The organism is Kitasatospora sp. NPDC004745, from assembly GCF_042873275.1.
Classification (GTDB): domain Bacteria; phylum Actinomycetota; class Actinomycetes; order Streptomycetales; family Streptomycetaceae; genus Kitasatospora.
The window spans coordinates 342229-357352 of record NZ_JBIALK010000005.1 but is presented as its reverse complement, the minus strand read 5'-3'; the positions used below and the strand labels follow the sequence as shown (position 1 = coordinate 357352).

Annotated in this window: 16 protein-coding genes; 2 read left to right on the top strand and 14 right to left on the bottom strand. The window is 73.2% G+C overall.

Features of this window, described 5'->3' with window-relative positions; genetic code table 11:
- Positions 1 to 75 precede the first annotated feature (75 nt).
- Positions 76 to 486, bottom strand: a complete 411-nt coding sequence (locus ACFYUY_RS12890) for a RidA family protein (protein WP_387900426.1) — start codon at positions 484 to 486, stop codon at positions 76 to 78.
- 189 nt (positions 487 to 675) lie between these two features.
- Between ACFYUY_RS12890 and ACFYUY_RS12885 the strand changes: the two genes are divergently transcribed.
- Entirely contained in the window at positions 676 to 1023 is a 348-nt protein-coding gene (locus ACFYUY_RS12885; protein ID WP_387900486.1) for a winged helix-turn-helix transcriptional regulator, read from the top strand.
- Positions 1024 to 1061: 38 nt separating this feature from the next.
- Here ACFYUY_RS12885 and ACFYUY_RS12880 read toward each other — a convergent pair whose 3' ends face one another.
- The 12 genes from ACFYUY_RS12880 to ACFYUY_RS12825 form a co-directional block, all read right to left on the bottom strand.
- Positions 1062 to 1739 carry a hypothetical protein gene (locus ACFYUY_RS12880; RefSeq protein WP_387900424.1) on the bottom strand — a complete coding sequence of 226 codons (678 nt, stop codon included), beginning with the start codon at positions 1737 to 1739 and terminating at the stop codon, positions 1062 to 1064.
- Between the two features lie 62 nt (positions 1740 to 1801).
- Positions 1802 to 2203, bottom strand: coding sequence for a hypothetical protein (locus ACFYUY_RS12875; protein ID WP_360215710.1), 402 nt, complete (start codon positions 2201 to 2203; stop codon positions 1802 to 1804).
- A gap of 215 nt (positions 2204 to 2418) precedes the next feature.
- Positions 2419 to 3075 (bottom strand): DedA family protein, encoded by a 657-nt coding sequence (locus ACFYUY_RS12870; protein ID WP_387900422.1) that lies wholly within the window; start codon positions 3073 to 3075, stop codon positions 2419 to 2421.
- A 60-nt stretch (positions 3076 to 3135) separates the two neighbouring features.
- The gene (locus ACFYUY_RS12865; protein ID WP_360215716.1) at positions 3136 to 3780 is read right to left on the bottom strand and encodes a dihydrofolate reductase family protein; all 645 of its coding nucleotides are present in this window, start codon (positions 3778 to 3780) and stop codon (positions 3136 to 3138) included.
- Between the two features lie 624 nt (positions 3781 to 4404).
- On the bottom strand, positions 4405 to 5571 hold the full coding sequence (locus tag ACFYUY_RS12860) for an alanine--tRNA ligase-related protein (RefSeq protein ID WP_387900420.1): 1167 nt from the start codon (positions 5569 to 5571) through the stop codon (positions 4405 to 4407).
- 331 nt (positions 5572 to 5902) lie between these two features.
- Positions 5903 to 7234, bottom strand: a complete 1332-nt coding sequence (locus tag ACFYUY_RS12855) for a helix-turn-helix domain-containing protein (protein WP_387900418.1) — start codon at positions 7232 to 7234, stop codon at positions 5903 to 5905.
- Positions 7235 to 7725: 491 nt separating this feature from the next.
- On the bottom strand, positions 7726 to 7986 hold the full coding sequence (locus ACFYUY_RS12850; protein ID WP_360215725.1) for a GlsB/YeaQ/YmgE family stress response membrane protein: 261 nt from the start codon (positions 7984 to 7986) through the stop codon (positions 7726 to 7728).
- A gap of 158 nt (positions 7987 to 8144) precedes the next feature.
- Positions 8145 to 9332: an ABC transporter ATP-binding protein gene (locus ACFYUY_RS12845; RefSeq protein WP_387900416.1), complete on the bottom strand. Its 1188-nt coding sequence runs from the start codon at positions 9330 to 9332 to the stop codon at positions 8145 to 8147.
- Between the two features lie 34 nt (positions 9333 to 9366).
- Positions 9367 to 10197, bottom strand: a complete 831-nt coding sequence (locus ACFYUY_RS12840) for a carbohydrate ABC transporter permease (protein ID WP_360215731.1) — start codon at positions 10195 to 10197, stop codon at positions 9367 to 9369.
- The gene (locus ACFYUY_RS12835) at positions 10194 to 11129 is read right to left on the bottom strand and encodes a carbohydrate ABC transporter permease (protein ID WP_387900414.1); all 936 of its coding nucleotides are present in this window, start codon (positions 11127 to 11129) and stop codon (positions 10194 to 10196) included. Before ACFYUY_RS12835 ends, ACFYUY_RS12840 begins: the two co-directional genes overlap by 4 nt.
- Positions 11126 to 12403: an ABC transporter substrate-binding protein gene (locus tag ACFYUY_RS12830; protein ID WP_360215737.1), complete on the bottom strand. Its 1278-nt coding sequence runs from the start codon at positions 12401 to 12403 to the stop codon at positions 11126 to 11128. Before ACFYUY_RS12830 ends, ACFYUY_RS12835 begins: the two co-directional genes overlap by 4 nt.
- 166 nt (positions 12404 to 12569) lie before the next feature.
- Complete coding sequence (locus ACFYUY_RS12825) at positions 12570 to 13454, bottom strand: helix-turn-helix transcriptional regulator (protein ID WP_387900412.1); 885 nt, start codon at positions 13452 to 13454, stop codon at positions 12570 to 12572.
- 138 nt (positions 13455 to 13592) lie between these two features.
- Here ACFYUY_RS12825 and ACFYUY_RS12820 point away from each other — a divergent pair, with 138 nt between their 5' ends.
- Complete coding sequence (locus tag ACFYUY_RS12820; RefSeq protein WP_360215742.1) at positions 13593 to 14372, top strand: NAD(P)H-dependent oxidoreductase; 780 nt, start codon at positions 13593 to 13595, stop codon at positions 14370 to 14372.
- Positions 14373 to 14415: 43 nt separating this feature from the next.
- Here ACFYUY_RS12820 and ACFYUY_RS12815 read toward each other — a convergent pair whose 3' ends face one another.
- Positions 14416 to 15012, bottom strand: coding sequence for an NAD(P)H-dependent oxidoreductase (locus tag ACFYUY_RS12815; RefSeq protein ID WP_360215745.1), 597 nt, complete (start codon positions 15010 to 15012; stop codon positions 14416 to 14418).
- Positions 15013 to 15124: the final 112 nt, after the last annotated feature.

Sequence of the window (15124 nt, the reverse complement as noted above, 5' to 3'; positions counted from 1 at the left end):
CGTCGACCGCGGTGGCGCTCCGGGGCATCTCCGCCCGGGGCGCGCACGGCTACCGGCCGCGAGCCGGCCGTGGACTCAGTCGAGCAGTGCGGTGGCCTCCACCTCGACGAGGACGTCCGGCTCGAAGAGCTGCTCGACGCCGATGAGTGAGGCCGGGGGCATCGGCAGGGCGAGGCCGACCTCATCCGCGACGGCCTCCACCCCGGCCGTGAACGCGCCGATCCGGTCCGGGCAACACTCGGTCACGTAGAAGGTCAGCCGCATCACGTCCGCGAACGAGGCGCCCGCAGCGGCCAGTCCGACGGCGGTGTTCCGCAGCGCGTGGGCGACCTGCCCGGCGAGGTCACCGGGTGCCACCGGCGTCCCGTCGGGCCGACGGGCGACCTGCCCACTGACGTGGACGTGACGTGTGCCGGTCCCCACGGCGACGTGGTGGTACGGGGTCGGCTGCAGCATGCCCTGCGGGGTGAACCGGCGGACGGCCATGGCGGTATCTCCTGTTCGTGACGGTCTCGTTGACCGGACCGCGTTGACGCCCGGTCCAGGTATCCGGACGATACGTAGGATCCGAAGAGCACTTCAACGAGACCAGGTTTCGCCGTGGACACCACCCCCGACACCGCAAACACAGCCGCAAACGGCACAGCCACCACAAGCGGCGCGGACGAGCTCCGCATCGACGCACGGCACCGCGAGCTCCTCGACCAGGTGCTCGACAGGTGGTCCCTCAGCGTGCTCAACCAGCTCTGCGAACGCCCCAGCCGATTCAACGAGTTGCGCCGGGCGATCCCCGCCGTGACCCAGAAGTCCCTCACCACGACACTGCGGCGACTGGAGCGCAACGGTGTGGTCGAGCGCGAGGTGACCGCCACCCGCCCGGTGGCGGTCACCTACCGGATCACCCCGCTCGGCAAGACCCTGCGGGCCCCGGTCGACGCGTTGCTGGCCTGGGCGGACGCGCGGCTGCCCGCCATCGAACGTGCTCGCCGCACCTTCGACGACCGTGCGGACGCCGGCGTCTGAGCCGAGCCGCCGCCGCACCCCGCCGCCGAGCCCCTGTCTTACCGCAGCTCCGCGGCCTGGCGCAGGAGCACCGTCGACGAGACCGCGGCGGCGTACCAGGTGTTCGCCGTCTCGTCCGCGGCCGGGGCCCAGGCGGCCACCACCGGGAGTGCGCAGTGGTCGCCGGCCTCCAGGGGTGGCAGCGTCCAGGAGAGGTCGTGGTGGCGGGCGAAGTCGACGCCCCACCCGTTGAACGCGTTGGCGTGCACCTCGTCGATCAGCGCCGCCCACCGCCGCGGCGCCTCGCCCGCTTCGGCCGACCAGCAGATCGCCTCCTCGTCGTTGCCGCCGACGGTGAGGCGGGTCGTCTCGTCGTCCACCGTGATCGCGGCCAGGCCCTGGCCGCCGTCCCAGCCCGCGTCGGCGGTCTCCGGGAGCCGCAGGGGCAGCCCCGCCGAGAACCGCACCCGCCGGAGCGGCCGGACGGCGTCGATCCGCCAGACCGCCGCACGGCAGCCGGTCAGCGGGCCCCAGGCCTCGGGGTCGAGCCGGGCGTCGTACGGGGTCAGCAGCAGCTCGACGCGCGCCGCGGGGCGGGTCCAGCGGGCGACGCTGCGGCCTCCCGGCAGGTCGAACCGTTCGTCGGGCAGTGGCGGGAGGCCGTCGTCGCCGATGGCCGTGGCGAAGGTCAGCGGGCCGAACGGCGTGTCGACGGACGGCCGGTCGGACGGCCGCACGCGGGTGCGGGGAACGGTGGGGAGCAGCACCGCGCGGGGGCCCCGGCACGGGCTGCGCGCCACTACCCCGCCGGGGTCCCGCCGGTCCTCGCCCGGCTCCGCTGCGGCGGCAGGCAGGGCCCGCTGCGCGGCGCCGACTCGGCCAGGTGCCGTCGGACGGAGCCCATGAGGCCCGCGGCCTCCCGCAGGTGCAGCGCCTCCATGGACGGGGCCCCGGGGCACGGCCGGCTCGACCACCGGTGGGCCGCTTCGAGGGACCGCAGTGCCTGCGCCAGCAGGTCTCCGCATCCGCGCATCGAGGTGACCTGGGCCAGCTCCCGGACGGTGCGGCCGAGCAGGATGCCCAGGTCCTCGGCGTCCGGCCACGCCCCGTCGCTGAAGTCGTGGCCCCAGAACGAGAGCTGCGAGGCGCACGCGCCGAGATAGACCGAGGACCTCTCCTGCCAGAAGGGTGAACGCGACACGGGTGGCGGAGACTGGTCCGGGGCTGTCAGCACCCGGACATGATCGACCCAACTGCGCTACCCCGCAGGCGAATCCGCGAATCCTGTAGACGTCCTGATACACACGCGCCCCGCCGACCACCACGCGAGGGGCCGGTGAGGGAGAAGTGTCGCGTGTGGTGCTTCGGGTCGCCGCGGTGCCCATCGGCAGCGGTTCCGGAGCCGAGCCGCCCGCTTCAGGGCTTCGTTCCGCCGTTGTCACCGTCGTCCGACGGCGCACCGCCCCCGCTCCCCCGCGAGCGGTGCCGCCGCAGGAACCAGACCAGCAGGGCGACGGCGACGATCCCGGCGATCGCGATGGCGGCGACCCGGCCGACGGTGCCCTCGACCCTGGTGTAGGCGGCTCCGGCGAAGTAGCCCAACAGGGTGAAGCCGACACCCCACGCGACACCGCCGAGGGCGTTGTAGAACAGGAACCGGCGGTACGGCATCCGGGACATCCCGGCCAACGAGGGCACCAGCGGGCGGAAGAAGGCGACGAAGCGGCCGACGAAGACGGCCGCCGGCCCGCGCCTGCGGATCAGGTCCTGCGCCGTGCCGACCCGCTCGACGTGGCGCCGCAGCGGGCGGGTCCGGAGGATGGTCGGGCCGAGGTGGCGGCCGATCTCGTAGCCGACGGTGTCGCCGAGGACGGCCGCGCAGACCACGACGAGGACCATCCAGGCGAGGGAGACGCTGCCCCGGTGGGCGAGGAAGCCGCCGAGGACGGCGGCGGTCTCGCCGGGGATGAAGAAGCTGAAGAACAGGGCGTCCTCGGCGAGGACCATGCCGCCGATGGCCGCGTACACGACCGGGCCGGACAGGCTGCGCAGCCAGTCGGTGATCGCGTGCATCGGCCACACCTCGTCGGCGATCGTGCCTGTTTCCGCCCCAATGTAACGCTTGCCCCCGTGTCACCTCCGCCAGAACAGGTGGTGCGTCACCCCGCTCGGGCTGGGGACGACGTCCAGGTGGAAGCGGTCGAGCAGCTCGTCGGGGGACTCCCAGAGGCGTACGCCGGATCCGAGCTTCACCGGCGAGACCGCCACGTGCAGGGTGTCGACGAGGTCGGCGTCGAGGAACTCCCGGATGGTGGTGGCCCCGCCGCCGAGCCGGACGTCCTTGCCCTGGGCGGCCTCCCGCGCCCGTTCCAGGACGGTGGCCGGGTCGCCGTCGACGAAGTGGAACGTGGTGTCGCCGAGCGTCAGCGAGGGGCGCTCGTGGTGGGTCAGGACGAACACCGGGGTGCGGAACGGGGGCTCGTCGCCCCACCAGCCCTGCCACTCGTGGTCCTGCCAGGGGCCGCGCTGGGGACCGAACTTGTTGCGGCCCATGATCTCGGCGCCGATGTTGCGGGCGTAGTCCCGGGTGAGGTAGTCGTCGAGGCCGCGACTGCCCCCGGGGTCGGTGCGCATGGGCCAGCTCGCCGTGGCGCCGGCCCAGGAGAAGAGCCGCCCGGGGTCGACGTGGCCGAACGGCCGCTCCAGGGTCTGGTCCTCACCGGCGCCGATCCCGTCGCTGGAGACGTTGAAGTTCTGGACTCTGAGCAGTTGAGCCACGTGGTGCTCCTCCTGGGTCGTCGACGGCACGGCCGGGATCCGCCGTCCCGCCGAGTGTTGCACCCCCCACTGACAATGACGGACGCACCGTCAGACCGGCTGCCCGGCCGGCGCGTTCAGGCCCCGTCCCAGGTCCGGCAGGCCGGTTCGTGCCAGGTCCTCCGCACGACCAGGCCGGCCCGGGTGAGGTGCTCGCTGGACCAGGTCCGGCAGCATCCCGCTCCGCTCCGCCGGGGCGGCGCCGACGGCTTCTGGACGCGCAGCGGGACTGGGGCCGCAGGCCCGGCGGCGGGGGTGTGGACGGCGGCGGCGGTGTGTGCGGCGGGGGTGCGCACGGGGGCGGTCGGACGGTGCTGCCGGCGCCGCGAGTGCCTGGCCGAAGGAGTCGTCATGCCGGAGGCTCTGCCCCGTACCCGGCCCCGCCGAACCAGTCCACCACCCGGACGGCCCAACGCCGGCACCGGCCACCGGCCGCTGACCTGCCGGTTCGCCCGACCCTACGCCCCCGCCGCCGGCCGCGGACCCGGCGTGCGCACGGCGGCTGCACGCCCCCGCCGCGCGGTGGATCCCGCCTCCGTCACCGGGGATCCACCGCGCACGGCCACACCGCCGGGCGCCGCGCCGTCACCGCGTCCGCAGGTTCAGGACGAGGTCGCGCGGCAGGCCGTGGGTGTCGTGGAGGTAGTGGAGGTCGTCCTCGGTCAGCGGGCCGCGGAAGCGGGGCCGGGAGAGCACCTGGCGGCCGCGTTCCAGGAGACGGCCGAAGCGGCGCTCCTCGTCGAGCAGGACCTGGCGCACCTGCTCCGGGTCGACGTCCTGGCGGAAGCGGTCCAGGGTGTGCCGGACCAGTTCGACCGGCAGGTCGCCGAGGCCGCGCTGCGGGTCGTCCCGGCGGAGCACGGTGAGCACCCGGCGCACCAGTCGGCGCAGCACGTAGCCGCGGCCGGTGTTGGTCGGGCGGACGCCGTCGCCGATGACGACGACGGCCGAGCGCAGGTGGTCGCAGACCAGCCGCAGTGACGGTTCGTCCAGCCGCCACACGGTGGGGACGTGGTGGCGCCAGGGGTCGAAGACGTCGCACTCGAAGACCGACGACCGGCCCTGCAGCAGCGAGGAGAGCCGTTCCAGGCCGAGTCCGGTGTCGATGTTGCGCTGGGGCAGCGGCACGAGCGTGCCGTCCTCGAGGCGCCGGTGGCGCATCATCACGTGGTTCCACACCTCCACCCAGCGGTCGTCCTGGGTGGGCGTCGACCGCGGCGGGGTGTCGCCGGTCCACAGGAAGATCTCCGAGTCCGGACCGCAGGGGCCGGTCGGCCCGTTGGACCACCAGTTGTCCTCGACGGTGAGCTCGACGGGCACGCCGCGGTCCTGCCACAGCTCCAGCGAGCCGGTGTCCGGACCGACCTGGTCGTCGCCTCCGAAGACGGTGACGTGGAGCAGGCCGGGATCGATGCCGAAGCCGTCGGTGAGCAGCCCGTAGCCCCAGTCGAGGCTCTGCGGGCCCTCGTAGTCGCCGAGGGACCAGGTGCCGAGCATCTCGAAGACGGTCAGGTGGGTACGGTCGCCGACCTCGTCGAGGTCCGTGGTGCGCAGGCAGCGCTGGACGTTGACGAGCCGCCTGCCGAGCGGGTGCGGGCGCCCCTCCAGGTGGGGCGTGAGGGGGTGCATGCCGGAGGTGGTGAACAGCACCGGGTCGCCGGGCGGGGGCAGCAGGGTCGAGCCCGTGATCCGGTGGTGGCCCCGCTCCTCGTAGTACTCGATGAAGGTGCGGACGAGTCGGTCGGTGTTCATGGGGGTGGCTCCTTCGCGTGGGCCGTGGTGGGGCGCCGGAGGACTGGTCCACGCGATCATCGGGGCCGAGGAGGGAACGCCTCGGGGCCACCACCGGCGGACCGTGTCCGGTCGCCGGGGGGGTGAGGGGTACGTCAGGCGGCGGCAACCGGCGAGCTGGTCGCTCGCGCGGTAGCGGTGTTCGGGCCGGTGACGTTCATGGGACCGAGGGTAACGCGCTCCGCTCCCCCGGTGCACCCGGTTTTCCGCCCAGCACTCCCGGAGCCCCCGGAAGGCCGCTCCTCGCCTCGTGCCGACGCCCGGCCCGGGGCGAGGGCGCGCCGCGCCGCCGTCACCGCCGGTACGGGCTCGGCTCCCAGGCCTTGCCGCCGATCGGGTAGACGTACTGCGGCCGGCCCTTGATCGCGCTGGTGTGGAACGGCGTGCCATGGCCCAGGTCGACCGGAAAGGTCCCCTTCCGGTTGCCGCTGGTCCACTCCAGTTCCAGGTACCAGGTCACGTCGTGGGCGGTGGTCTCGGCGGTGACCTCGATGACCTCCGGGTCGCCCTCGCTGACCTTGACCGGCAGGCCCTTGCTGCCATCGGTGACGACCGGACGGGGGCGGGCCGCGTCCAGGTCGAGGTCGTAGGAGTGGACTTCGACCCCGCCGCCGCAGCCCTCGCCCATGGAGTAGGCGTTCCAGGCGAGCGGGGCCGCGCTCCGGACGATCCGGACGTTGAGGGCCGTCAGCACCACGGTGTCCTTGCCGGTGCCCTGCACGGTGAGGTTGATCGCCTGGTAGTGGCCGGGAACGGCACCGACCCCGGCGGCCCAGCCCTTCACGTCCTGCACGGCGGGCGGCCGGGGGACCTCGGACGGCGGGCGGTTCACCACGTACTGGTCGCAGGCGGAGTCCCAGCCGGCCGGCGCGACCGAGACGGTGATCGGGGCCGGGTCGGTCCCGCCGGCCGGCCCCGACGGGAGCACGTCGGCACCGACGGCGGGCGGCGGGGAGCCGGGGGCGGACGGCACGTCGTGGACGCCCGGGGTCGAGGGTCCGGCGGAGGGCGTGACGCCCTCGGCCCGGGCCGGCGGCGTGGCGGCGTCGGTGTGCGCCTTCAGACCGGCGGCGACGGCTCCGACGGTGGCCAGCACCGCGGTGGCCGTCACCGCGGCGAGCACGCCCCGGTGACGGACGTGCCAGCGGCGCGGTACGACGGGGCCGCGGCCCGGGTCCGCACCGACGACGGCCGGGGCGTCGACGGGCTCGGTGCCGGAGGCGGGCTCGACCTCCCCCACGCCTCCCCTGCCCGCGGCCGCCTCCGCGGGCTCTGCCGCTGTGACCACTCCCGTCGTCGCCCCCGCGTCCGCCTCCCGGGCCGCCGGGCCCTCGTCCGCGTCCACCGCCGCCGGCACGGGGGCGGCGCTGGGCGCCTTGCTCCCCCGCATCGCATCGGCGACGACCCAGAGGCGGTACAGCTCGACGAGCTCGGCCGGCGTCGCCTTGCACAGCCGCGCGAGCTGGTCCAGCGGGGCGAACTCCGTCGGCGTCACATCGCCGTTGCAGTAGCGGTGGAGCGTCGAGGTGCTCAGGTGCAGCCTCTTCGCCAGCACGCCGTAGCTGAGCCCCGACCGGCTCTTCAGCTCCTGGAGCAGCTGCGCCGGCCCGTTCGTCTCCCTCAACTCCGCGATCCCCTCTGGCACTGTTCCCCCGCCTCGCTCTTGATCCCCGGGAGGGAAGTACGCCGTGTACGGTCCGGCGGTTCCCGCTCCGGTGCCCGCGCGGGCGGCGGACCAGCGCGCCGGGGCGTGTCCGTCACCCGTCACTCCGCCCGTTCGTCCCACGGACGCGTCCCAGGAAGGTTACGACCTCCCAGGTCACGGGAGGTAACGGCGGTCCGGTGTCCCTGATCGACCGTCCCCGGTCGCGGCCGGGGCAAGCCGGCGGAGAAGCTCTCGACGGACGCCGGGAGGAAGCTGCCGTGAGCGCCCTCCGGGCGCCCGCCTGCGAACACGTTCGGCCGGAGGACCCGAGGGCACTCCTCGGGTCCTCCGGCCGAACGGCCGACTCAGCGCGTCGACTCAGCCCGTCGACTCAGCGCGTCGACTCAGCGCGTCGGCTCAGCACACAGACTCAGCACGTAAAGCTCAGCGCACAGACTCACCACTCCGGCTCAGCGCCGCCGGCCCGCGTAGGCGGGCGACACCAGCGCGATCAGCACCGCCGCCACGCCGACCTGCAGCAGGTGCCGGATCCAGTCGATGCCGCCGGTGTGCCGCACCCCGAAGTAGGACGCCGCGGCATTGCCGAGCACGGCACCCGCCGCGCCGACGAGGACGGTCAGCCACAGCGGGACGGGCTGACGGCCCGGCAGCACGAGCTTCGCCAGCAGACCCACCACCAGGCCTGCGACCAGGGCCCACAGGATCGTCACGGTCTTCTCCCCTCGTTCGACTCCGACCCGATCGGACTACCGTGTGCCCCCGCCCCCGGACTTCATGCCTGCCCGCGTGCCGCGCCGCCGTCGGGCGGGCCGGCCCTCCCCGGCGGCCGAGGGTCACGGGCCTCAGGTCGCCGTCTGGTCGGGCCTGGTCAGGTCGCCGGCTGGTCGGGCCTGGTCAGGTTGACGCCGTTGCGGGGGTCGAAGACGTGCATGCGGGAGGCGTCGATCCGCAGGTCCAGCCGGGCGCCCTCGGCCGCGCGGGTGGCGGGGTTCAGCCGGGCGACGACGTGGTGCTCGCTCATCCCGGTGTCGGCCCGGCCCGAGTCGGCGGCGAGCTCGGCGAGTTCCTCGGCGTGGGCGGGCCCGCCGGTCTCGGCGAAGTGCACGAACACGTCGGAGCCGACGGACTCGCGCACGTCCACGGTGACGGTGAAGTGCGGGCCCGCACCGTGGTCGTCGACGAGGTCGGCGTCCTCGAAGTCCTCGGGGCGGATCCCCACGATGACGTCCCGCGGCGCGTCCGCCCGTTCCAGGACGCGGCGCGTGCGGTCGTCCAGGGGGAGGTCGCCGAGGGAGGTGCGCAGGGCGCCCTGTTCGACGGTCGCGGCGAGGAAGTTCATGCCGGGCGAGCCGATGAAGCCGGCGACGAAGAGGTTCGCCGGCGCGTCGTAGAGGTGCTGCGGCTCGCCGACCTGCTGGACGACACCGGCGCGCATGACGACCACCCGGTCGCCGAGGGTCATGGCCTCGACCTGGTCGTGGGTGACGTAGACGGTGGTGGTGCCCAGGCGTCGCTGGAGGGCGGCGATCTGGGTGCGCATCTGGACCCGGAGCTTGGCGTCGAGGTTGGACAGCGGCTCGTCCATCAGGAACACCTTGGGGTCCCGGACGATGGCCCGGCCCATCGCGACCCGCTGGCGCTGGCCGCCGGAGAGGTTGGCCGGGCGGCGCTCGAGGTGCTGGGTCAGGTCGAGGATGCCGGCGGCCTCCTCGACCTTGGCCGCGATGGTCGCCTTGTCGACCTTGGCGAGGCGCAGCGCGAAGCCCATGTTCTCCCGGACGGTCATGTGCGGGTAGAGCGCGTAGCTCTGGAACACCATGGCGATGTCGCGGTCCTTGGGGGCGCGGTCGTTGACGACCTGTCCGCCGATCCGCAGGGTGCCCTCGGTGATGTCTTCCAGCCCGGCGATCATGTTCAGGGTGGTGGACTTTCCGCAGCCGGACGGTCCGACCAGGATGACGAACTCCCCGTCGGCGATGGTGAGGTCGAAGTGGTGGACGGCGAGCGCGCCGTCGGGGTAGCGCTTGGTGATGCCGTCGAGGACGATCTCGGCCACGGTCCGCCTTCCTGGTCCGCCCGGTGGGGCGGTCTCATCCCTTGACTGCGCCGGCGGTGAGGCCGGCGACGATACGGCGCTGGAACAGCAGGACGAAGATCACGATCGGGATGGTGATGACCACCGCCGCGGCGGCGATGGATCCGGTCGGCTGCTGGAACTGCGAGCTGCCGGTGAAGAAGGCGATGGCGGCCGGGACGGTCCTGGCCGAGGTCGTCGAGGTCAGCGAGATCGCGAACAGGAAGTCGTTCCAGCAGAAGATGAAGACGAGGATGCCCGTGGTGAACACGCCGGGCGCCGCCAGCGGGGCGATCACCAGCCGGAAGGCCTGCCACGGGGTGGCGCCGTCCACCTTGGCCGCCTTCTCCAGGTCCCAGGGGATCTCCCGGAAGAACGCCGACAGCGTGTAGATCGCCAGCGGCAGCGAGAAGGTCATGTACGGGATGATCAGGCCCGCCCAGGTGTCGAAGATCCCCAGCACGCGCTCGATGTTGAACAGCGGCGAAACCAGCGAGATCGGCGGGAACATGGCGATCAGCAGCGAGACGCCGATCAGCAGCCGTTTGCCGGGGAAGCGCAGCCGCGCCACCGCGTAGGCGGCCATGGTGCCGAGGACGACCGCGATGGTCGTGGCGATCACCGAGATGCCGATCGAGTTGATCAGGGCGCGGGTGAACTCGGAGGTCTGGAAGATGCCCCGGTAGTTCTCCCAGGTCCACTCGCGCGGGATGAAGTCGCCGTCGGTGAGCGTGCTCGGCGTCTTGAAGGAGAGCGCCACGATCCACCACACCGGGAACAGCGCGTACAGGACGACGATCAGGTTGGCGACGCCCCAGCTCGACAGGGTGCGGGTGTGGCTGCTCATCTGCGCTCCGGTTCGCCGCCCGGCGCGGCGGCGCCGAAGACCTTGATGAAGACGACGGCGATGACCACCACGCAGAGGAAGATCAGGACCGAGATCGCCGACCCGATGCCCAGGTTCAGAGCCGTGAAGAGGTTGTCGTAGCCGAGGATCGACACCGAACCGGTGTCGTTGGAGCCGCCGGTCAGCACGTAGATGTTGTCGAAGACGCGGAACGCGTCCAGGGTGCGGAAGAGCAGGGCGACCAGGATCGCCGGCTTCATCAGCGGCAGGATCACCAGGCGCAGCCGCTGCCAGAACGTCGCGCCGTCGACCATGGCGGCCCGGACGGTCTCCTCGGGGACCAGCGCCAGGCCCGCGAGCAGCAGCAGGGCCATGAACGGCGTGGTCTTCCACACCTCCGCCAGGATGATCAGGCCGATCGCCTGCCACTGGTCGGTCAGCGGGGCGCTGCCCTCCGGCAGGAGTGCGGCGAGGTAGCCGACACCGGGCGTCCAGGCGTACTGCCAGGAGTAGGCGGCGACCACGGTGACGATGCCGTACGGGATCAGCACCGCCGTCCGGACGGTCCCGCGGCCGAACACCGTACGGTGCATCACCAGGGCGAGCGCCATGCCGAGCACCAGCTCGATCACCACCGAGACCACCGTGATCAGCACCGTCACCCACAGCGCCTGCCACCAGAACGGCGAGCTGAGCACCGCACCGTAGTTGGACAGCCCCACCCAGTGGGCCTGCTGAGGGAAGCGCAGGTCGTAGCGCTGGAGCGAGAGGTAGACCGCGTAGGCGATCGGGTAGGCGGTGACCGCCAGCATCACGACGGCGGCGGGCGCGCACAGCAGCAGTCCCAGCCGGCGCTCCTGGCGGGCGCCCTCGGAATGCCCCGCGCTCTTCTTCTTCCCGGCCTGGTCGCCGAGTGCGGTGGCAGGTGTCACGGGATCAGCCCCTTGGAGCCGAGGGCGGCCTCGATCTGCCCGCGGAGGTCGGCCACGCTGCTCTCCGGGCGGATGTCGGCGGGCGGTGAGAGGGTGTGCGAGATGGCGATGGACACGTTCTGGTAGGCGGGGGTCTGCGGCCGGACGCTGGCGTTGTCCAGCGCGGTCAGCACGTCGGCCGCGAACGGGTAGCTCTCGGTGAGCTCGGCCGCCTGGTAGAGGCTGCGCAGCGACGGCGGCAGGCCGCCCTTCAGCGCGTTGGTGAGCTGGTTCTCCCGGTCCCGCAGGCACAGGGTGGCCTCGAACGCGAGGTCCGGGTGCCGGCTGTACGCGCCGACGGCCAGGTCGATGCCGCCGATCGTGACGGTCGCCGGCCGGCCGGGCAGCACCGACGGGTAGGGCGCCCAGCGGAAGTGCTGGAACAACTCGGGCTGGTTGCTCTTCATGGACGGGTAGACGAACGGGTAGTTGAGCTCGAACGCGGCCGTCCCCGACTCCATCGCCAGCCGGTTCTGGTCCTCCATCTGGTTGGGCAGCGAGGGGTCGGCGGCCGCCGAGGTCGCGGTGTCGTGCATCACCTGTGCGGCCTGCACCGCCGGCGGACCGAGCGAGGGGGCCTGCGCGTCCGGGGTGAGGATCGACCCGCCCGCGCTGGTGATCAGGGTGTTGAACCAGACCGTCAGGCCCTCGTACTGCGCGCCCTGGATCTCCACGTAGTGCGGCTTGCCCTGCTTCGCCAGCGCGTCCGCCTGCGCCAGCATCTCCGCCCAGGTCTTCGGCGGGTCGGGGACCAGGTCGTCCCGGTACCAGAGCAGTTGGGTGTTCGAGTTGTACGGCGCCGCGAACAGCCGCCCCTGCCAGGTCGCGGTCCGCACCGCCGCCGCGAGGGTGTCCGCGGTGGCCCGGTCCTTCATCGCCCCGGTCCACTCCCGGATCCAGCCCGCCTGCGCGAACTCCGCCGGCCAGGTCACGTCCAGCCCCAGGACGTCCACCTCGGCGTCGTGCGCGGCCATCCGGCGCACCAGTTGCTGCCGCTGCCCGTCGGCGCCGCGCGGCAGCTTGTTGTACTTGATGCTGTACCGGCCGCCGGACTGCTGACCGCAGCGGTCGGCGGCCTGCTGCAACGCCCCCGAGTCGTCAGGGAAGTTGTACCAGTTCAGCGTGACCGGGCCGCCCTGCGCGCTGCTCCCGCAACCCACCAGGCCCGACGCGAACACCAACAGGCCCGCGGCGGCGGTGAGCCACCGTGAGCGGAAGCTGCGGATACCCGGCATCACTCTCCCGGAACGGGGACGAACGGGACGGGACGGACCGCTCGACGGTAGCCCGGCACGGCTCCGCCCGACCCCGCCCTCCGGCCCGCCACGCCGCGAGGTCCAGCCGAACGGCCCCGTCCACCGACCACGGGTCCCGGCCGGTCGGACCCGGTCGCGGGGCCGGTCAGACCTGGTCGCGGGGCTCGGCGACGGGGGCGGCGACGGGGGCGGGGTCTGCGGGTGCCGCGGCGGGAGGGGTGTCGTCGTCCGTGCCGAGGCGGTCGAGGAGGCGGAGCCCGTCCTCGGCGGGGCTCCCGGGGGGCGCGGACAGCACCACCACCTCCATGCCCGACTCGTCCGGGAGCGTGAAGTTCTCCTGGTGCAGTTCCAGCAGACCGACCAGCGGGTGCCGGTACGCCTTTCGCCCGTGGGTGCGGGCCCGCACGTCGGCGCGGGCCCAGAGGCGGCGGAAGCGCTCGCTGCCCATGGCCAGCTCGCCGACGAGCGAGGCCAGGCGGGGGTCGTCGGGGTACTTGCCGACGGCCAGGCGCAGGTGCCCCACCACGTCGAGGGTGCAGTTCTCCCAGTCCGCGTAGAGACCGTGCTCCGCCTCGTCGAGGAAGATGTGCCGGGCGATGTTGAGGCCCGGCATCGGTCGGCCGAAGAGGAGCCCGGCGAGCCGGTTCCCGGCGAGGGCGTCCAGGCGGTGGTCCATGATCAGCGCGGGTGCGCCGGTGACCAGGTTGAGCACGCGCAGCAGCTCCGGACGGACCCGGCCGCCCGGCGTCCTGGCCCGGCGGCGGCGCTGCCGGGCCAGCCGGTGGAGGTGGTCGCGCTCGGTCTCGTCGAGGTCGAGGACCCGGGCCAGCGCGTCGAGGACCTGCTCGGACGGCTGGGTCGCGCGGCCCTGCTCCAGGCGCACGTAGTAGTCCACGCTCACTCCGGACAGGTGCGCGACCTCCTCGCGGCGCAGCCCCTCCACCCGGCGGCGGCTGTCGACGGGGATGCCGACGACCGCCGGGTCGACCCGGGAACGCCTCGTCCGAAGGAAACCCGCAAGATCGTCCATGCCCCGAGTATGGCGGCGGCCGCGCCCCGTGAGGGTGGTCCTGCCAGTACCAGGAAGTCCGGTCCTACGGAAGTCGCGGCCCTGAACACCGGGCCGCGGGGCGCCCAGAATCGGGGCATCCGATCCGAAGGAGTTCCCGTGAAGACGCTGATCGTCCACGCCCACCCCGAGCCGAAGTCGCTCAACGGCTCGCTGAAGGACCTCGCGGTGTCCACCCTGGAGACCGCCGGGCACGAGGTGCGCGTCAGCGACCTGTACGCCATGAACTGGAAGGCGGTGGTGGACGCCGCGGACTACGGCCCCGAAGCCTCGAACCCCTTGAAGGTCCCGCTGGACTCCGGCCGGGCCTTCGAGCGGGGAACGCTCGGCCCGGACGTCCGCGCCGAGCAGGAGAAGCTGCTCTGGGCCGACACGATCGTCTTCCAGTTCCCGCTGTGGTGGTACACGATGCCCGCGATCCTCAAGGGCTGGGTGGACCGGGTGTTCACCTACCGCTTCGCGTACGGCGTCGGCGAACACAGCGCCACCAAGTACGGCGAGCGCTTCGGCGAGGGCACCCTCGCGGGCCGGCGGGCCCTGCTGTCGGTGACCGTCGGCGGCCCGCAGTCCCACTACGGCGCCCGCGGGATCAACGGCCCCGTCGACGACCTGCTGTTCCCGTTCCAGCACGGCATCCTCTACTACCCGGGCATCGAGGTGCTGCCGCCGTTCGTCGTGTACGGCGCCGACCGGATCACCGACGAGGACTACCCGGCCGTCGCCGGGGCCTGGGAGCAGCGGTTGCTCACCCTGGAGTCGACCGAGCCGATCGCGTACCGGCCGCAGAACTTCGGCGACTACGAGATCCCCTCGCTGCACCTGAAGGAGGGCCTGGAGCCCGCGGGCCGCACGGGCTTCGGCCTGCACGTGCGCGGCTGACCGCCGCCCCGGCCCGGAGCGGCGGCGCCCGCCGGGCGGGGCGTCAGCCGATCAGGGCGGCGGCCTGCTCGCGCGCCTGGCGGAGCCAGTCGGCGCGTTCGGCGGCGGGCGCGTCGGTGACGGTGCGGAACACCGTCCGCCGGACGTCGGTGACGCCGACGTACGGCAGCACGCAGGCCGCCCACACCCGCTCGAGCGGGTCGCCGAACTCGTCGCGCTCCCGGGCCTCGGGCGTGTCCGAGGTGTTCAGCACCAGGGCCCGCCCGGCCCGCAGGAGCCCGGCCGGTTCGCCGTCGGCCGTGCCGAGCTTGTAGGCGACGCCGGGGGCCAGCACCCGCTGCACCCAGCCGACCAGGACGGCGGGCGGCATGCCCCACCAGTTGGGGTGGATCAGCACGAGGCCGTCCAGGGTGGCCACCTCGGCCCGGTGCAGGGCGAGCACGGGGTCGGCGGACGGGTCCGCCGCGTCCACCGTGCCGGTCTCCTCGGCGGTCAGCAGCGGCGGGAAGCCCTCCGCGTGGAGGTCGTGGGCCCGCACCTCGCAGCCGCGCCCCCGCAGTTCGTCCACCACCGCCTCGTACAGCGCGTGGTTGAAACTGCCCGGCCGCGGATGCGCCAGGTAGACCCCGATCGTGCTCATGGCCCGTCCCCCTCCGAGTGGTCGCCGACCGCGATCGTACGTCGTGCGCGCGGCGGGGCTCCGGCGCGGGCCGCCCGCGGAACGCCCCGCTCCGGACCAGGGATGCTCCGCG